Origin of the sequence: Pseudomonas sp. IPO3774, from assembly GCF_013386835.1 — a bacterium.
Taxonomy (GTDB): Bacteria; Pseudomonadota; Gammaproteobacteria; order Pseudomonadales; family Pseudomonadaceae; genus Aquipseudomonas.
Map to the genome: position 1 here is coordinate 15,307 of NZ_JACAQY010000058.1, position 16,823 is coordinate 32,129.

At 51.7% G+C, this 16,823-nt stretch carries 18 protein-coding genes and 1 pseudogene; 6 read left to right on the forward strand and 13 right to left on the reverse strand.

Annotated elements, in window-relative coordinates:
* Positions 1 to 75: 75 nt before the first annotated feature.
* Positions 76 to 858 carry an HNH endonuclease gene (locus HYE77_RS26750; RefSeq protein WP_177069889.1) on the forward strand — a complete coding sequence of 261 codons (783 nt, stop codon included), beginning with the start codon at positions 76 to 78 and terminating at the stop codon, positions 856 to 858.
* Here HYE77_RS26750 and HYE77_RS26755 read toward each other — a convergent pair whose 3' ends face one another.
* The 3 genes and pseudogenes from HYE77_RS26755 to HYE77_RS26765 all read right to left on the reverse strand — a co-directional run bounded on the left by HYE77_RS26755 (position 859) and on the right by HYE77_RS26765 (position 2,635).
* Positions 859 to 1,125, reverse strand: a complete 267-nt coding sequence (locus HYE77_RS26755) for a hypothetical protein (RefSeq protein ID WP_177069891.1) — start codon at positions 1,123 to 1,125, stop codon at positions 859 to 861. It lies immediately after the preceding gene.
* A pseudogene (locus HYE77_RS26760) lies at positions 1,122 to 1,505 on the reverse strand (integrase); the annotation flags it as partial. The gene HYE77_RS26755 and the pseudogene HYE77_RS26760, both read right to left, overlap by 4 nt.
* Positions 1,506 to 1,783: 278 nt before the next feature.
* Positions 1,784 to 2,635, reverse strand: a complete 852-nt coding sequence (locus HYE77_RS26765; protein ID WP_177069893.1) for a hypothetical protein — start codon at positions 2,633 to 2,635, stop codon at positions 1,784 to 1,786.
* Between the two features lie 385 nt (positions 2,636 to 3,020).
* On the opposite strand from HYE77_RS26765, the gene HYE77_RS26770 reads away from it, so the two are divergent.
* Complete coding sequence (locus HYE77_RS26770; protein ID WP_177069895.1) at positions 3,021 to 3,221, forward strand: AlpA family transcriptional regulator; 201 nt, start codon at positions 3,021 to 3,023, stop codon at positions 3,219 to 3,221.
* A gap of 351 nt (positions 3,222 to 3,572) precedes the next feature.
* Positions 3,573 to 4,229, forward strand: coding sequence for an inovirus Gp2 family protein (locus HYE77_RS26775; RefSeq protein WP_177069897.1), 657 nt, complete (start codon positions 3,573 to 3,575; stop codon positions 4,227 to 4,229).
* Positions 4,230 to 4,325: 96 nt separating this feature from the next.
* On the opposite strand, the gene radC is transcribed toward HYE77_RS26775, so the two are convergent.
* The 6 genes from radC to HYE77_RS26800 form a co-directional block, all read right to left on the reverse strand.
* Positions 4,326 to 4,823 (reverse strand): DNA repair protein RadC, encoded by a 498-nt coding sequence (gene radC, locus HYE77_RS26780; RefSeq protein WP_177069899.1) that lies wholly within the window; start codon positions 4,821 to 4,823, stop codon positions 4,326 to 4,328.
* A 48-nt stretch (positions 4,824 to 4,871) separates the two neighbouring features.
* Positions 4,872 to 5,792, reverse strand: coding sequence for a hydrolase or metal-binding protein (locus HYE77_RS26785; RefSeq protein ID WP_177069901.1), 921 nt, complete (start codon positions 5,790 to 5,792; stop codon positions 4,872 to 4,874).
* A 106-nt stretch (positions 5,793 to 5,898) separates the two neighbouring features.
* A complete protein-coding gene (locus HYE77_RS26790; RefSeq protein WP_177069903.1) occupies positions 5,899 to 6,903 on the reverse strand; it encodes a YqaJ viral recombinase family protein in 1,005 nt (334 codons plus the stop codon).
* A gap of 111 nt (positions 6,904 to 7,014) precedes the next feature.
* The gene (locus HYE77_RS26795; protein ID WP_047335639.1) at positions 7,015 to 7,983 is read right to left on the reverse strand and encodes a DUF932 domain-containing protein; all 969 of its coding nucleotides are present in this window, start codon (positions 7,981 to 7,983) and stop codon (positions 7,015 to 7,017) included.
* 66 nt (positions 7,984 to 8,049) lie between these two features.
* Complete coding sequence (locus HYE77_RS32725; RefSeq protein ID WP_008436736.1) at positions 8,050 to 8,379, reverse strand: hypothetical protein; 330 nt, start codon at positions 8,377 to 8,379, stop codon at positions 8,050 to 8,052.
* Positions 8,380 to 8,867: 488 nt separating this feature from the next.
* Positions 8,868 to 9,881, reverse strand: coding sequence for a GlxA family transcriptional regulator (locus HYE77_RS26800; protein ID WP_371321571.1), 1,014 nt, complete (start codon positions 9,879 to 9,881; stop codon positions 8,868 to 8,870).
* Between the two features lie 54 nt (positions 9,882 to 9,935).
* Between HYE77_RS26800 and HYE77_RS26805 the strand changes: the two genes are divergently transcribed.
* Positions 9,936 to 10,667, forward strand: coding sequence for a DJ-1/PfpI family protein (locus HYE77_RS26805; protein WP_025110503.1), 732 nt, complete (start codon positions 9,936 to 9,938; stop codon positions 10,665 to 10,667).
* Between the two features lie 308 nt (positions 10,668 to 10,975).
* A complete protein-coding gene (locus HYE77_RS26810; protein WP_047335640.1) occupies positions 10,976 to 11,362 on the forward strand; it encodes a nuclear transport factor 2 family protein in 387 nt (128 codons plus the stop codon).
* Between the two features lie 337 nt (positions 11,363 to 11,699).
* Here the strand turns inward: HYE77_RS26810 and HYE77_RS26815 are convergent, their stop codons facing one another.
* From HYE77_RS26815 to HYE77_RS26830, 4 genes are all read right to left on the reverse strand, one after another.
* Positions 11,700 to 12,182: a copper chaperone PCu(A)C gene (locus tag HYE77_RS26815; protein ID WP_016973811.1), complete on the reverse strand. Its 483-nt coding sequence runs from the start codon at positions 12,180 to 12,182 to the stop codon at positions 11,700 to 11,702.
* Positions 12,182 to 12,787 carry an SCO family protein gene (locus tag HYE77_RS26820; RefSeq protein WP_016973810.1) on the reverse strand — a complete coding sequence of 202 codons (606 nt, stop codon included), beginning with the start codon at positions 12,785 to 12,787 and terminating at the stop codon, positions 12,182 to 12,184. The genes HYE77_RS26815 and HYE77_RS26820 overlap by 1 nt, the downstream gene beginning before the upstream one ends.
* Before the next feature lie 366 nt (positions 12,788 to 13,153).
* On the reverse strand, positions 13,154 to 13,894 hold the full coding sequence (locus HYE77_RS26825) for an SDR family oxidoreductase (protein ID WP_016973809.1): 741 nt from the start codon (positions 13,892 to 13,894) through the stop codon (positions 13,154 to 13,156).
* Between the two features lie 264 nt (positions 13,895 to 14,158).
* Positions 14,159 to 15,148: a GlxA family transcriptional regulator gene (locus tag HYE77_RS26830; RefSeq protein WP_025110499.1), complete on the reverse strand. Its 990-nt coding sequence runs from the start codon at positions 15,146 to 15,148 to the stop codon at positions 14,159 to 14,161.
* A gap of 356 nt (positions 15,149 to 15,504) precedes the next feature.
* Between HYE77_RS26830 and HYE77_RS26835 the strand changes: the two genes are divergently transcribed.
* Positions 15,505 to 16,779, forward strand: coding sequence for an MFS transporter (locus HYE77_RS26835; RefSeq protein WP_039769096.1), 1,275 nt, complete (start codon positions 15,505 to 15,507; stop codon positions 16,777 to 16,779).
* Positions 16,780 to 16,823 lie beyond the last annotated feature (44 nt).

The window sequence follows — 16,823 nt, forward strand, 5'->3', positions numbered from 1 at the left end:
GCCTGGAAAATCCCACAATCATGTGCAGCTCTGTTGCCTATTCAACCAGCATAAGCAAGCACGGATGATGTTTCGATGAATTCTCTTCAGCGAGCTCTAATAGAAAAAAGCGGCACGGACAATGGCTTTGAACACACATTTGCTGATGAGGTAGGTAGCGTCACCCTTGCGTCGGCTCGACACCCAACCTGTGCCACAGTGACGGTTGTTGGCAGTGGTTTCGACATCTCCGTCATGTCAGGCATGGCTTCTTTGCTGCCCGAGTTGATACGCAGTTTTTCAGCAGAACAGCAGGCCGGCGGCGATTTTAGAGTAACCAACGAAGCAGCATTAGCAGCTTTGCTGCGTCGAACTGCTAGTTTATCCATTGCATTACCTAGCCAGGCTGCAACTGGCTACAGTAAGGCTGTTGCCGAGGCATTGTCAACTTTGCCTGATGGTTTGGCAGGTACCGAAATCGAGCGCTTGGTACGCCTGCGTGTGGGGCAGCAAAAATTCCGTGATGCATTGCTTGAGTATTGGGGTAGCTCATGTGCCGTGACAGGTGTTGCACTGCCTGAGGTATTGCGTGCCAGTCACGCCAAACCTTGGGCGGAATGTCTATCCGATGCGGAGCGGCTAGATGTTTTTAATGGCTTTCTGCTTACCGCTAATCTGGACGCTTTGTTCGATAGATTTCTGATCAGCTTCGATGATCAAGGGGGGCTACTGGTATCTTCTCGAATTCCTGTTGCGGATCTACAACAGTTAGGCATTCATTCCGGGATGAGGCTGCGCTGGTTGGCTGCTGAGCACAAGAAGTACTTGTGCTTCCATCGTTCGATTTATGAGTCTTGCGGCGAAGTAGGAGAGGTCTAATTACAGTTGTGTATTTCCCATCCGTTTCCAGATCAGTAGGCTCGTGAGCCGATAATAATATCGGGTAGCCTGGGAACGATCCTTGAGGTGTTGCGCCAAAAGCCAACGCACATGTTTGAGCTGCCAGGTCCAGGGATTATCGCATTGCCATCGTTGTTGAATGGCCGCTTGCATGATTCGGGCTTGGCGTAGGTGGCGTTGTTGCGTGACCTTCGAGCCGGTCAGTACGCCGCTCAGGAACAACTCCATATCAAGGATCTTGGTCACGCTCGACCTCCAATGTAGGCCGAAACCACATCGATCCGGTTATGCCCGAGTTCAACGCTGATCTGTTGTCGCGCCTGTCGATCAAGGTTGCGGTCAATGCGATAGCAGTGACCACCATTGACCGGTGTGGCGTGACCAGTGAGCTGCTCGTAACGCTCGCAGGCGTAGGCCGCTCGCAGTTCATGACAACCCTTCAGTCCGTGTTCATGCAGCGTTTCGCGGGCGGGGAGCACGGTTTGTTGTAGGAACGCGGCGTAGCTTTCGTCTCGGGTCAGCAAGTTGCGGCTGCCGGTCGGCGACGTCTGACGAGCCAACTGCAGCGCTGCTTTCACCGCTTTATTAACCACAACCCATCGCGGTGCTGACGGCTCCTTACGACCGGGAGCTTGGGCATCTCATGATCTGGGCTCCTGAACACCTCCGAAGAAGTGAGCGGGTGGTCGAAGGTCTCCTTACAGAGTCAAAGATGCATGTGGTTATCTATAGCTCCTTAGATCGCTTAGGTAAGGGGCGATAAAAAAGGTCGTATGTTTTAGGCGAGCGTTTCCTTAAATTGTTAGATAAAGCACTAGGTGATGAGTGCGGTAGTCTAGTCTGAGCTATAAGTTTTTGAGAGTTATCACTCCACTCAATTATGGGATTAATGTTACTGTTTTTGTTATAGGTTTTTCAGTAGTTGTGATGTTCTGATTCGTTCAGGTATATGGTCGTTTTTTTCTGCTTCCGTCTCTATCAAGATTTCTAGAAGTCTTGCTCGGCTTATTTCGTACTTACTAGCTAACTTTTCGAGCTCTTCGACTGCTTTGTCTGAAAGCACAAAATTATATTGAGATTTACCTTTTAGATTTTCTCTGTATTTTTGCTGTGCCCACCTCTTTTTTATTTTTTCAATGTAAAGATCTCTTTGTTCAACCGTGTAGGTGACGCTATCAAAAAAAATTAATAAGTCTTCAAAGTTTTCAAATGGCTGGCGGTAGCTAATGAGTATTGATGAATGCTTGCTAAGCCATTCCCACGCGAGCACAGACTTCTGGTCATTACCTCTAAACCATTTAAATACTTTGTCGCCTTTTTTGTGTGTCTCCCACTTGACTCTTATGTCATTTAAAACGAGTTGTTTATGCGTAATATCTGTTGGCCATCGATCTATTATTGATAGTAACAAGTCCATTCCGTGTAAGGTCAGCGGACTGCTGAGCCATTGGTATCCAGAGGCTTCTGCTATTTTTGATTTGAGCCATTCTATTTGCCTGTTCCCTTCGTTAAACCATTTGAAGCTTTCTTCAGGGAGAAGTTGAATTTGTCGGTCTTGGTTTATTTTCTCTATTAATCCTTGGTTTCCATGCAGGCAATTAGCCATTTGGTCTCTTATAGCTGGACCTGATCGCTCAAGCGGACCGAGATTGAATCCATAATTATTGAGAGCGAACCAGAGCCATATATCACGCCTGCTGCTGATTTTTGAGTCGCCTAAGACTTGGGCGAGACGATCATTATGGTGAACGGTCATTTTATTTCCCCATCGTGGTCTGAGCGTTTATCAAGATAATATCAAGAATCTTTTAAGGAGTGATCTAGTATTTCTTAAGAATACTTCTAGTAGAATAAAAGTAGTCGAAAATAGCGCTTTTGTCTTGTATTGCTGAGCTTTGATGAGCTCTAGGCCTGAGTTATTCAGGCCATAGGGCGGCAGGAGCGTAGCGCATGAGGTCTGTAGCGGCTTCGGGAGATGCAGGTGAAGGCGTATGAGAGGGCGAAAAAAGACGGTAGCAATTTAGGGCTCGCCCCGCGGTTTTATGAATGTCGGTTCACTGTGTGCGGTTCGATAGGTAGGCCGAATTCGTTATTCTTTACTGACCTTGCCAATCCTCTGAACGAACAGAGGAGCCACGTTCATGAGGATTATTCGACTAAAAGAGGTCATGGATCTCACAGGCCTTGCGAGGTCTACTGTCTACAAGCTTATTGCGGCTGAAATTTTTCCAAAGTCTATATCGTTGGGTGAGCGCTGTGTAGGCTGGTTGGAAAGTGAAGTTCATGATTGGATACTGCATAAAGTTAATGAGCGGGATCAAATGGTGAACAAGAGCACTTGAGGTTTTCCTGTGGCTGGCGTTATACGCTTGATTAACCAGATTCAGTTAACACCATCAAGGATAAGTTTCTTGGTGGTATTTTTCCAGAGTAATTGTGGTGTCTGTAATATTGCGTTTCAATGAGGTTTGCGAGTGTTTTGTCTAATGTCATGCCGTCAGAGAATTTTCGGTATTGGTACTATGCCATGCAGCATCTCTGATATGGATTTGGCACTCCTTTACTAGTTAATCATGGAGTCTGTATTAGAGGGGGTGATTTATCTAGGCAGTGCAGTGCTCTGCATTTGAGGTGTGAGGTGGAAATGTACTTGGCGTACTGACTATATGAAACCAAATACTCGGAGCTTCATCATGGCTAGACATCCAGGCAATTCGAACTTGACCCTTCATTACGAAGGCTGCTATCAAGGCTTAGGCCTACAAGCAGATAAGGGACCGTTTATTCAAGAGTACCTTGACCGTCTTCATCAGACGGTATCTCAAGCGCTTAATCAGTACCGTCGTATATTTGCATTTAGATTCGATCTACGGTTGCCCACCAACATTCAATTGCCCGATTACGCTTTCACAAACGAAGTTGTTGACCGCTTCATCGAATCCTTTAAAGCCAAGATCAAGCACAATCGCCAAATGGCGAAACTTGTGAATAAGTACGCACACGACACCAAGGTGCGTTACGTCTGGGCTAGGGAACAAGGGCAGCACGGGCGACCACATCATCACTTTGCGATCTTGCTGAACTACGATGCATTCAATGCGCTGGGTAAGCTCGAATCAGGCAGAGACAATATGTTTAATCGCTTGGAAGGAGCGTGGGCAAGTGCTTTAGGGCTATCAGTAGAAGCCGTCAGGGGGTTGGTCGAGATTCCACAAAATCCTTACTATCACTTGTATCGCGACGAGATAGCCGGACAGGCAGCCTTCTTCCATCGTGCAAGCTACCTGTGTAAGTCGAGCACGAAGGTTTTTGGGGATGGTTCCCATGGTTTCGGGTGCAGCAGAAGCTGAGCACAACGCTGAATCACAAAAAAAATAGAAGACACCGTGCCGACGACCACCCTAGCAATGCCAAAGGCGGTCCATCGGACGGTGTGTACATTGGAGTTAAAGGTAACCTCGTTCAACCAGAGATACGCAGCCTTCATGACCTACAACGATGTGATCCACCGTCTGGGTGCCAATCATGCTGAGGGCGCTCTTGAGCGCCAGGGTTAGCGTGAGATCGGCTTGACTTGGTTCAGGATCGCCGGATGGATGGTTATGTACCAGAATTACCGCTGCAGCATTGAGCTCCAATGCAATCTTGACCACTTCTCGCGGGTACACGCTGGCACCATCCAGCGTGCCTCTAAATAGCTCCCTGAAGGCAATCACTCGATGTTTGCTGTCGAGCAGTAGTAGCGCAAAGACCTCGTGCTCGTGGTACTGCAGCAGCGTTTGCAGATGGCTAAAAACCTGTTTTGGTTCCGTCAATGCCCGGCCTTTAGCCAGACGACTCATTGCCAGTTGTTGCGCCATTTGCAGGATGTCAGCCTCGGTAACCGGGGATTCCATGACATAGGTACCGGTTGTTTCACCGGCTATCAGCTTGTGATATTTCATTCGGGGATTCCTGAGCGAATAGGGCGAACGCAGAAGAGTTGAGAAGGGCTACTGAACCGAAGGCCTGCCTTTGTGCTGCGAGGCTTGCGACTCCAGTTTTTGGGCGAGTGAGGGTTTGTCAGGCGCTGCCAATGGGGTTTTGAGCTTTATGCGGCTGGGCTGATCCTCAATGACAGGAAAGAGCTCCTCGACGACGGCACCGGTGTCCTCCTCGCTGTCTTCAAAGGCCCCATTGTTAAAACCCTGCCGTGCCGCTTGATCCAAGGCGCTCTGGTCAAAGCCTGCGGCTTGGCGGGTCTCCTCCAATTGCTTGGCTGCGATTAAGGCATCCTCCATGCCCAGACCACTGCGTACCGTGATGTCTACGTAGAAAATCGGTGCGCCGTGGCTTTGGCGAGTGGACTTACCGCGAAGACGCAACTCCAGCGGCAGGCAGGCCAGTCGATCGCCGGAGATGGCTTGCAGATAATGCAGTCGCGCTGCGAGGGTGCGGATGCTGTTGTAGCCGGTAGTGCGAAAGACAAAGCTGCCAAGTGGATCGTCATCGCCAATCACAACGTTGAGCCGGCCGTAAGGTTTGCAGGCATTGCCTTGAGCCAGTGAACAGCCATCCGGTGAAGGGCAGGGCAACGACTGAATACCATCCTTGGTCAGACGCTTGCAGGTCTCACCATTGCCGACGCACAGCGGCCGGCCAGTATTACGGTCGAACAGGCTGTAGTCAGCCCGAAAGTTGAGGTCCGGCTCGTTGAACAGCAGCCGGATCGGAATGCTGCGCAGCTTGCCGTCCTTACCATTGCGCAGTTCTTCGTTAAGGGGATGCAGCAACCAGCCGTCACGGTTATGTAATTGGGAGGTGAGGGTAAATTGATCGTCCTTTTCTGGCAGACGCTTACCGTTCTTTTCGACGACTTTGCCGATGGAAATTCGGCCTAAAACCGGCGGTGTGATGGCTAAACCTTTGAGCATGGGAGTTCTCCTGTCACTGAAATAAAAACGCCACCGAGACCGCGTGAGCGACCAGGGTGGCATTGAAGGGAAAGGGCACGGGGATAAGGGAGGAGCGGACGATCGTTTAAGCCAGCAGAAAACGTCGACTACCGGCTTTGGTGGTCGAGTAGCGAACTTGCAGATGAGGCTTTTCTTTTAGCAGGCGGGGGATATCCAGAGCCAAGCTGTCTTTGGCTTTCTTCCACATGATGCTGCCGGTTGCGAAGGTCGCCCGACTGGCATCGCCTATGGCCTGTTGCAGTGTTTGCTTAAGTTGAGCTTCCTGCGCCTCCTGCAGAGCAATCGACTTGCGCACGTTCTGCAGCTCGGTAAAGGCCGTGCAGAGCAGTGTGTCCTGGCTAAAGTCTAGGGTTTGTCCATTGTCGTGCGGATACAGACAGCGCAAAGCTTGCTCCGCTGAGGCCGAACCGTCTGCCGGCGGTGGGGTGTCACTGACGACGTAATCCCAGAAGAGCCGTTCCAGGTCGATCAGCCGAGCTATCAGTGACTCATCGCGCTCAATGCGATGGATTTCCAGGTGCTGACCTCCGAGCAGTACCGCCACATCCGCCGCCTGCTTGCCAGTCACGGCCAACTGGTGAATGACCTGCAACTGCACATACTCGGGCACGCCTTCTTTCCAGAGACGTGCGCCGTGTATGCCGGCGGTTTTGCATTCGAGAATCTGCACTTCTGACGCACCGATAACCTCACGGTCGATATTGGCCAGCATCCAGGCCAGTTTGGGATCAGGATGCTGCAGAACCGCATTGACCCGGCGGACCCGATGACCGCTGCGCCGGGTGTAATGGGATGCGACAATCGGCTCCAGGATGTTGCCCCAGTACGCGGGGCTTTCCTCATCCTGCGGATCGAGCATGGTTAGTAAGGTGTCACGCCCGGTTTTTTCCATCCACAGTTCCAGCTGTGATTTATAAGGGTTCAGGCCCACAGCGGCGGCGGCATCTGAACTGCCGATGCCTTGCTTGCGCACGGTCAACCAGTCCTCACGCGGCAGTTGTTTGGTACCGACCAAGCGTAAGGCAGGACTGGGTTTAGTTCTGAGATGTAGTAGGGATTGAGAGCTCATAATCATTTCCTTGAGGCATAAAAACGCCCAACCAGCACGAAGCTGATCAGGCGTTTAGGGAGTGGAAGAACAGAATGGGGAAGGGGTTTATGAGGACAGTGAAAACTAGGCCTAAGCTGCAAGTTGTAGCGCCGCCTCCAGCGCCCGTTGCTTGAGCTGTGCTCCTTGCCCGAACCAGGCAGAGTCCATACGGTACTCGATGCTTCTCGCACGGCGTTCGTGGTCGACGTACTCCGTCACGGCGTTGAGCAGGCCCCAGGCGGTTCCTTGAGCTGACTCCAGGGTTGACCCGCGGCCCTGACCTTCATACAGGCATTGCACCTTGCGTAGCGCCCGCTCGTTGGGAAGTACTGCCGGTAGTGGCATGTTCGGATTGGCATCACACAGCACGTTCATGAAGAATCCCATGGCTTCATGCCACTGAACTTTGCGTTCAGATAGCATTCGCATCCGGTGCATGAAGTTGTCCCATTGCGAGACGGCGATACCGAGTTGCTTTTTAACTGCCTGTGGATCGAAACGCGTGCTGTGCGGCACCTTGATCGCTTTGGCCGAACCGTCCAGCGCAATAGTCAACGTGTTATTGCAAACTACCCGCACAGTTGTAGGTGTGGCCGTGGTAGCCAAGGTACCGTCACAGGAGGTGGCCAGCAGGAGATAACCATTGACCTGATCGTTGCCTCTCAAGGTCGTACCTTGGCCAGTGCGGGCCAGCGCCCAAAACTTGCGACCGCCTTTGAGTACGCCGGCCGTTTCCAGCTCGAAGCCCGATACTTCAGTGAGGTCCCGATAGAACTCCAAGACCTCGCGCGGCTGCACGACCTGGTAGCGCTGAGAAACCACGGACAACGGGGCCTTAGTATCGGAGCGGTAGAGAACCTTCTGGTCAGGGAAGGTGTGAATTGAGCCAAGTGCACCGATGCTATCGGATTTGAAATGCACCGGGCTGTCCTGGATCTTCCAGTCCATACCCGCTTCGCGCTGCCAGATTTCGATGGGTTGTTTCGGAGAAAGACGACTACCCAGACCGTGCCAGGGAGTTGCGCCAACATAAGCCATTTGTTCAATGAGATGAGCCATGGGAATAGGTCCTTTCACAAAAGGGGCGCCCCTGTTTGCATGAGAAACAGGGGCTGACTCGATGAGTTAGCGATTAGCGCTGAAGCTGTAACCGCACTCTAGGCATTGATAGTTATTCAGTACCTTGTCATCGATCTGTTCACCGAGCGTGGCCCCGGCGATACCGCCAGCGACCCCTCCAAACAACCCCCCTAAAATCGCCCCAGCGACGCTCCCGATTGCGATGCCTATTGGGCCTCCGGCGACACCTAAAACAGCTCCAGCTTCAGCGCCGGACAGAGCGCCAGCTGTACCACTAGCGGCGCCGCCTGCGGCACCGATCAAACCGCCTGCTTGTTTGCCGATATTTTTCGTGACGATGCGTCCAGAGTTACAACTTGGGCAAGGGCTATACATACGCAGATCCTCTCAAATGATGAGCGTGCTAAGCGAAGTGCAGGCACGCCAAAATCCCAACTGCAGTCGATACAGGTGGGCGTTCATAGAGGTGATATAGGTCTGAAATATTTTTGATTACCCACGGGCGCATAGCCAATGGTCATGACACTCGAGCCGGAGGGAGTATGAGGCAAACCCGGCCTACAACTGACCGCCTATCGGGTCTCTCGGACCAGAAATCCATTGATAGCGCCCAGCTTTACGACAGTAAAGACTCAGGCTAAGGTGCTGGCATAAGGGCAAGATTTTCTAGCATTTGTCCATGAGAAGTTCTTGGCTTCGCCGTAGTGAAACTACAGCCCTCCCATCCAGAATTTGTTGTGCCCCGAAAAATGCGCCGAGCGAGGTACTGTCATTGATCGCCAGCGGAATTGGCGATTGACGCATCGATGTGAGCGTGTCGGTCGTCCTGAAAATCCAAACCCATGGTCTGCGGGTATTGGATTTTAGTTTGCTGAGCTGAAACGACGACGGTACTCCGTCGGCGTCAGGCCAACGACCCTTCGGAATCGCGACCGGAAGGTCACCGCAGACCCGAATCCGGAAAGAAGTGCCGTTTGATCAATCGACGTCTCGCTCTCCTCAAGCAATGCACGCGCTCGATCAATACGGGCGGTGAGAAGCCACTGTAGAGGTGTAGTCCCGGTCTGTTCTTGAAATCGCCGAGCGAAGGTGCGAGAGCTCATGTTGGCACGCGCCGCAAGATTGTCGACCGTGTGCGAACTGTTCAGATTGTCCCGTATCCATTCGATCAAGGGCATTAAGCTCGTTGAAGAGCCTGGAAGCTCCTGACGAATGAACTGGGCCTGACCACCGTCACGGTACAGTGGCGCGACCGCTAGACGGGCAGTGTTTGCCGCAACAGTCTGACCAAAATCGCGTCGCACGAGATGCAAACACATATCTAATCCTGCTGACGCGCCGGCCGAAGTCACGATGCTTCCTTCATCGACGAACAGAACGTTAGGTTCTACTTGTATCTCTGGGTGAAGCTTGGCCAAGTCCTCGGCGAAACGCCAATGGGTGGTAGCGCGTTTTCCATCAAGAAGACCGTTCGCGGCAAGGATAAAAGCCCCCGTGCAGATTGAAGCCAATCGTGCACCACGAACATATGCCTCGCGAAGGGCGATTCTTACTGCCTCTGGAACCTCTCCAAACGGGTCTTCACACCCTGGAACGACGATAGTGTGCGCTAGCTCAAGACGGTCGAGGCCGTACCGCACCTGCATATCAAAACCAGCAGACCGAATTGTCCGCTCGGGTGCGCACACCTCAACCTCGTATGCGTTGCTGCCATCGACCTGAGAAGCCAAAGCGAAAACCTGATAGGCGATACCAAAGTCCAACGGCACCACGTCATTCAATACCAGAACCGCAATTTTATGCACGGCGTTGACCCCCGCTCTCAAAATCAAATAACTGGCAGAAAACGATCGCTTGATGTCATTTAAGCCACTCACGTGTAGCGTCTAGCAGGAATACTCTTTCGTCAACTACGACGAGAGGAGACGGTAATGTCTGATGAGCTGAGCAATAAGATTCAAGACCGACAACTGCAGATTGGCATGGTAATTTTTCCTGGTTTCACTCTGCAGGACTTGGCTGGCCCACAGACGGCGTTCGGCCTTCATGCCAAAACTCACATCATCTGGAAGACGCTGGAGCCCGTTCCCACGGATATGGGCGTCACCCTGAACCCCACGATCACGATTGATGACGTTCCAGATAACCTAGACGTGCTGTTTGTCGCAGGTGGCGGAGGAACCCCTGAAATCATGAAGGACCGGGAGTTGCTCGATTTTATTGCTCGCGCAGGACAGACTGCCACCTATGTAACTGCCGTATGCACAGGCTCTGTACTTCTTGCTATGGCGGGACTATTGGAGGGCTACCGTGCAGCAACCTACTGGCCTTTCTACGAACCCCTCATCGCACTGGGTATCGAACCGAGCTACGAACGGGTATGCGTCGACAGGAACCGAATCACAGGTGGCGGTGTAACGGCAGGTATCGACTTTGCGCTGAAGGTCATCGCCGAGCTTAAAGGCCAGGATGCGGCAGAGTTTACGCAGCTGGTGCTCGAGTACGACCCGCAGCCGACAATGAACTCGGGGAATCCACGTACCGCGCGGCCGGAGATCGTCGCACAGATAAAGGGTCTGTGGGGGCGAACTGACGAGGCTGTGAGAGTCGCGAGTGAGCATATGAAGCGTCGAGCGCAGTTATCAAAACTAGCTCCCGCGTGATCGTTGCTCTGTAACGTTGTTCTCGGCGGACCTTGGTCAGTCATTTCTGCGCCATGCCGCGGGGTCGCTCTAGGGGCAGGTCCTGAGCAGTAGTCATCGCCAAACAAAAAGCCCCTGGACTCCTACACGCAGGGGACTTGCCGTGGGAGTACCTGAAAATTGGGGGCTCGCGCAGCTAGATCTGAATGCATCGATCCTACGCCAGGGAGCGAGCACTCGTTTTAATAACCATTGTGGTGATCGCAGTACGTGGTGCTGAGCGGCTCTAAAACTTGCACATTTCACTAAGTAGCTCTCGAGGATTCAACATGACTTCGCATATAAAACCAGTCGCCACGACTGAGTACGACGATGTAATTCAGGCAGCTCAAGCTTATATTGACGGTTATCGCTCTGGGGACATCGCTGGAATTGAGAAAGCCTTCCACGAAGACGCGATAATGTGGGGCTACACGGGCGATGAGCTGCTTCAAGGTCCAGCTGTTCCGGTATTTGCGAGTTTCTTCAAAGCACTGGGCGCTTCACCGAACACCCGCAGTCGCCTGGATATCTTGGCTATCGCACCCACAGCTGCAGTTGTCCGAGTGGACATGGAGAATGACGTTTTGGGCTCGAGCTTCCACGACTTTCTTTCGCTGCTCAAGATCGACGGTCAGTGGAAAATAATCTCGAAGATATTCCAACGATACGCCTAAGCAAGCGACGGAGCGGCATCGGATAAATTTAGCCCGTCAGATGCAAGATCCTCTTCCTCTAAGCCGATGCTAAAAGGCTTGAGCGCGCTAACCTGAGGTGCATCGCAACCAGACAAGGGTCGCGCGAGGTCACCTGAGATAAGCCAGCAATTTTTTGTTGTGTTACACGCACGAAGGTAGCTAAGGCAAAAAAACTCTTTGCCTTAGCTTCATGCCGAATCTACTCGATAAACGCGGCCAGCGAATCCGACAACGTGGCTGGCGGCGTCGCCCAGTTTAAACGCTCGTCACGGTCAGCCACTTTTATCTACTGGCGCTCATCGTTGAAACTATCGATTCATTTTGCGTCATCAGCCATATTTAAAGCTCGCGCGGTGGCCTCAACCTTGATCGATTCCTTCTCGCCCTTGGCGTTCTCTACCGTAAGATTCACAAGCACCTGGTCACCTTCTTTTACCTGTTTCACCAAGTCAATAAGCATAATGTGATAGCTGTGGGGATCCAGGATGACTGCTTTGCCAGCAGGCAAGGCGACGAACTCTACTGGTTGCATGCGCATCACGTCGTTCTTGATTGTCGACTGGTGAACTTGCACGATTTTCGCCACCGGTGACTGGGCACTGAGCAGCTTGCTGTCGCTGCTTGCAGTTATCGTCATGAACGCACCAGTCGCTTGTTGTCCTGGCACTGTCGCGCGAACCCATGCGCCCTCTATCTGCGTTTGGGCTGAAACCTGGAAAGCCAGCCCTAGTAGAGAAAATCCAAGTACGATCTGTTTAACGTGTTGATTTATATTGGTAAAATTTGGACCTGAATACATTAGCAAATCTCCATGAGTGTAATCAGATCTTCTGCACATTGTTGTGCCGAAAGTGCTTGAGAAAATCCAAGGCGTAGCGTTCCTTGGTAGTCATACACATAGCTCGTCGATGAATGAGTAAGTGTATATGTTGACCCAATCGGTACTTTCTCGTAAAACACGCCAAACTCTTTGGCTGTAGCCGCTGTTTCTTCTAGCGTTCCGTAAAGAGCGATAAATGACGGATCAAAAGTTTTTACATAGGCGTCTAGGACGGCTGGTGAATCCCGCTCGGGATCGAGCGTAATAAAGATAACCTGAAGAAAGTAGCCGTCCTTATCCATCATTTTTTTGATTTTAACTGCACGAGCCAAGGCGGTGGGGCAGACTGCCGGACATTGAGTGAATCCAAAAAAAATCATGGGCATCACGCCTCGATAGCTTGAAAGCGTTCTTACCTCGCCGTCGGTGTCTTTTAGCCGGAATGTGCGCCCAAGAATTTTATTGCTTAAGTCTTTGCCGTATTTGTACGATAGCTCACCTCGGGTATCGCATCCTGCCAGCATGCCGATACCTAGAAGTCCCATACCTGAAATCACCTTGCGGCGAGTCAACAAAACGCTCATTGATTCAAGCCTCTTTATACAAAAAACCACAAATTGGATTAGCAAGTCTTCTTCGAATTATTACTTCATACATTGATCACGTGCTGCCGATGTATAAATACATCGGTTCAGGTCGAGCTGATCACCAGTGCGATTGAATTGAGGGTGTTGTCTCTAATGCTTTTGACGGCGCCTCAACTGTAAAACGTGGTTCGTCTAACTAGGCGTTCGCGAAAAGAAGATTTAAGTTCCCCGGCCACCCAACTAGAATGACTGCTGGAAATCAGCCCGAACTACCAAGTTCTTTAGCCCCGTAATGGCGTACAGTCTTACTAGCAAGGTGCCTGGGGTAACTAGTCAGAGAGTCTGTAGGTAGATAAATCAGGACTACGCGTTTACGCCCCCGTCCACGCTTAACCCGGTGCCGGTGATGTGTTTAGCGCTTGGGCTTGCGATGAACGCGACCGCCACTGCGACATCCTTCCCAGTACCGTATCGGCCTAATGCTGAATGAGCCCTCATTGCATCGGCACCATCACCATCGGCTGGGTTCATATCAGTGTCCGTAGGTCCAGGATGCACAGTATTAACGGTGATGCCACGCGGTCCTAGCTCACGAGCAAGTCCTCGTGTAAAGGAAAGTAGGGAGGACTTGGACATGGAATAGACTGTGACCGATTCGAAGGCCACACGCTCCGCCAGACAGGAACCGATATTGATGATTCTTCCGCCCTCTCCAAGATAGGTAATGGCTGCTTGAGAAGCCAAGATCACTGCTCTAATGTTTACGGCGATGATCTGGTCTATCTGATCCAGCGGCATTGTCTCCAGCGGGCAAATAAAAGCGACGCCCGCATTGTTTACTAGTATGTCCAACCCTCCTAAAAGCCTAGCTGCCTCATGTACAGAACGCGTAGCTGCTTGGGGATCCGCACTATCGGCCTGGATAGGGAAGGCTTTAACACCCAATCCCTCAATTTCTCTGGCCAGTTCCTCCGCCGCATCCCCAGAGCGAACATAGCTGAAAGCAATATCAGCTCCTTTTTCTGCCAACTCGATAGCGATAGCTGCGCCAATACCACGTGCAGCGCCAGTGATGAATGCACGTTTGCCTGAAAGTTCTTTCATGACTGTCCCATTAGTAGATTTGAGATTTACCGCGACCATTCGGGGTCACTAAACCCAGAAGCTGAAGTTTAAGCGTCACTAGCGCTTTGCAAAACGACTTAGTCCCCTCGATTTACGCCATACGGTTTAGTCGAACTTGTTTCCCCTTCCGAAATTAGAATCTACTGATGAGGCGGCTTTAAGAGGAATAGACTTTCGGTACAGCGCTCAAATACGCCGTTGCAAAGGGGATTGCGCCGAGCGCAATGAACCCTGAGCGGGCAGTTAAGACACTTCAGCCTCAACCGTAACCTCATAAGCGCTAACACCCTGATGTGCGGCCAGCCGTCTGATGCTTTGAGGAGGGTGCCCGATAACTCTGATGAAGGCTCTGCGCATCCGCTCCGGATCCTTGAAGCCAACCGAGTGTGCTATCAGTTCGATCGGTTCCGCCCCACGTTCAACGCGCAGCCTCGCGACCTCGACACGCAAACGCTCCACAGCTTTAGCGGGTGTTTCCCCCGTTTCCAGCAGAAAGGCTCGACCAAATTGGCGCAAGCTGAGGCAAGCAATTGATGCCAAATGCTCTGTTGATAGCTGTTCGTTTAGATGCTCTCGCATGTAGGAAAGCACCTCCCTCATGCGATCCGTCGTCGGCTCCATATCGGCCATGGCCGAAAATTGTGACTGCCCTCCTGGCCGACGGTGGTACACGACCATGGCGCGGGCGACCTCATGGGAAACAGCATTTCCCAGATCCTCCTCAATCATGGCCAGCGCCAGATCGATTCCCGCAGAGATGCCAGCAGACGTCCAGATGCCACCATCCTTCGTAAATATATGATTGGGCTGTACCCGCACCTTCGGAAAATTGCGTTGCAGTCGCGCGGTCTGCCTCCAGTGTGTAGTAGCCCTGCGACCGTCTAACAGGCCCGCCGAAGCCAATAGAAAAGCCCCGGTGCAAACACTCGCAACTCGCCTGGTACCTTTCGCGGCCGCATTAGCGAGGTGGTCCGACACCATGGGAAGGTCATAGGGTTTGGAAAAAGCCTTACCGCCGACCACGATCAACGTATCGTACGGGCTTGATCTGATCTTCTGACTCCTTACTTCCAGACCAGACGAACTCATAACGGGGCCGCCCGACAACGAGACTACCGAACAGCAGTAGGGATCTGATACCCCGATCTCTTTAGCGATTTCAAAGGCGGCCAGCGGACCACTAAGGTCCAGAATCTGAAACTCGGGAAAGACCAGGAAAGCGATGTCACGCATGGAATTACCTTCTCCAAAAATCATTGATCCTGTTCACAATTACTATTCCCTGCCAGCCTCCTGTTGGCGATTTTCGTACTGCTTGCCTCGGATAATCCTCTAAAAGTCGTATGGCGAAAAGAGCAAAAAACCCTCAAAAAACGTCATCCTCATTTTTTGCCTTGTAGTCCCGCTTCGCTATTTGCGTTCCTGTCTGTGACATCCGCTGGCCAATGCAGCATGACGGCCAAAAAGGAGGGAAGTAAGTCCTTTCTCCCGCCATAAGTGACATAGAGAATGCTCCCGTTTCTCAACGGGAGAGTCGTCATGGCTGTAAGGGCTGTCACCTCAAATCTTCTTAGCTGGAGGCGGGTGCAATGAGTACATCAAAGTCGTCGGAAGACATTCCAGCGCCAGAAAAATCGTCAAGTCGCTCGAATGTGGCTGTGTTGGCCATAGCCCAAGGATTATTCACGGCGGCCATCGCGATCGATCTCACATTGACCGGTTTGACGGGATATCAGCTTGCCCCTGATAAATCGCTCGCGACTCTGCCTTTTGCACTGATCACCGTAGCAGGCGCCATTGCGACATATTTCGCTTCTACTCTGATGCAGACGATCGGAAGACGGCGTGGATTTGTGCTAGGTGCCTTCACCTGTGCAATAGGCGGATCGATTTCCGTATGGGCGGTCTTCCTGAACTCTTTCTGGCTATTCTGCATCGGGACAGCGGCCGTCGGTATCTTTCAAGCGTTCGCCCAGTATTACCGTTTGGCGGCGACAGATTCGGAACCTGACGACCGCAAAGCACGCGCAATCTCGTTGGTGCTTGCGGGCGGAGTGATCGCCGCTATTCTTGGGCCTTTGTTAGCGAGTTGGAGCACGAATTTATTCGCTACCCTATTCGCCGGTTCTTATTTGATGGTATGCCTGCTCGGCATTGCCTCGGCAGCATTACTTTGGTTAGGCTATGAAGATGCACTTCCAGAATCATTGGAGCTGCATGGCCACGAACAGCCGCCACGCAAGTTACTTACAATATTTCGACAGCCAGTTTCACTAGCGGCACTCGCGAATAACGTCATAGGCGGCGTGGTGATGATGTTCATCATGACTGCAACACCGCTGGCGGCTGTCGCCAGCAATCACTCAATAAATGATGGCGCCAGCATTATTCAATGGCATTTAGTAGGTATGTACGCGCCGTCACTATTTGCTGGACGCCTGATTTCCCGATTCGGATTGCCTTCGATTTTGTTCTTGGGAATTGCACTTAGTGCAGCTTGCGGATTGATTGCACATTGTTCGGACAGCTTGGCGGCATTTTATATTGCACTTCTTTTTTTAGGCGTGGGATGGAATTTTATGTTTGTGGGCGGCACAGTCTTACTGACTGCTTCGCATCATCCCTCCGAGAAGGCTAGGGTGCAGGGAGTGGCAGAGTTTATTCGATACACGTTCACTGCATTTGCAACTTTGGCCGCCGGCCCTCTATTGCAATCACTTGGCTGGAAGGGTATGAACGATATGATTTTCCCACTATTAGCGGTATGCGCTGTTATTACCTTGTGGTGGGTGTGTATCGAACGCAGAATAAAAAACGCAACCAGTGAACACGTCTCGGGCAGCGAAAACCGATCGGCGACATAATTATCCGGGCGTGACGCATACCTTTTAAAAGCGGTATCGCTGGA

Excerpts from the sequence above, each read along its gene's own strand:
- HYE77_RS26750 (WP_177069889.1), top strand. The coding sequence starts at position 76 with ATGAATTCTCTTCAGCGAGCTCTAATAGAAAAAAGCGGCACGGACAAT.
- HYE77_RS26765 (WP_177069893.1), bottom strand. The coding sequence starts at position 2,635 with ATGACCGTTCACCATAATGATCGTCTCGCCCAAGTCTTAGGCGACTCA.
- HYE77_RS26770 (WP_177069895.1), top strand. The coding sequence starts at position 3,021 with ATGAGGATTATTCGACTAAAAGAGGTCATGGATCTCACAGGCCTTGCG.
- HYE77_RS26775 (WP_177069897.1), top strand. The coding sequence starts at position 3,573 with ATGGCTAGACATCCAGGCAATTCGAACTTGACCCTTCATTACGAAGGC.
- radC (WP_177069899.1), bottom strand. The coding sequence starts at position 4,823 with ATGAAATATCACAAGCTGATAGCCGGTGAAACAACCGGTACCTATGTC.
- HYE77_RS26785 (WP_177069901.1), bottom strand. The coding sequence starts at position 5,792 with ATGCTCAAAGGTTTAGCCATCACACCGCCGGTTTTAGGCCGAATTTCC.
- HYE77_RS26790 (WP_177069903.1), bottom strand. The coding sequence starts at position 6,903 with ATGAGCTCTCAATCCCTACTACATCTCAGAACTAAACCCAGTCCTGCC.
- HYE77_RS26795 (WP_047335639.1), bottom strand. The coding sequence starts at position 7,983 with ATGGCTCATCTCATTGAACAAATGGCTTATGTTGGCGCAACTCCCTGG.
- HYE77_RS32725 (WP_008436736.1), bottom strand. The coding sequence starts at position 8,379 with ATGTATAGCCCTTGCCCAAGTTGTAACTCTGGACGCATCGTCACGAAA.
- HYE77_RS26805 (WP_025110503.1), top strand. The coding sequence starts at position 9,936 with ATGTCTGATGAGCTGAGCAATAAGATTCAAGACCGACAACTGCAGATT.
- HYE77_RS26810 (WP_047335640.1), top strand. The coding sequence starts at position 10,976 with ATGACTTCGCATATAAAACCAGTCGCCACGACTGAGTACGACGATGTA.
- HYE77_RS26815 (WP_016973811.1), bottom strand. The coding sequence starts at position 12,182 with ATGTATTCAGGTCCAAATTTTACCAATATAAATCAACACGTTAAACAG.
- HYE77_RS26820 (WP_016973810.1), bottom strand. The coding sequence starts at position 12,787 with ATGAGCGTTTTGTTGACTCGCCGCAAGGTGATTTCAGGTATGGGACTT.
- HYE77_RS26825 (WP_016973809.1), bottom strand. The coding sequence starts at position 13,894 with ATGAAAGAACTTTCAGGCAAACGTGCATTCATCACTGGCGCTGCACGT.
- HYE77_RS26830 (WP_025110499.1), bottom strand. The coding sequence starts at position 15,148 with ATGCGTGACATCGCTTTCCTGGTCTTTCCCGAGTTTCAGATTCTGGAC.
- HYE77_RS26835 (WP_039769096.1), top strand. The coding sequence starts at position 15,505 with ATGAGTACATCAAAGTCGTCGGAAGACATTCCAGCGCCAGAAAAATCG.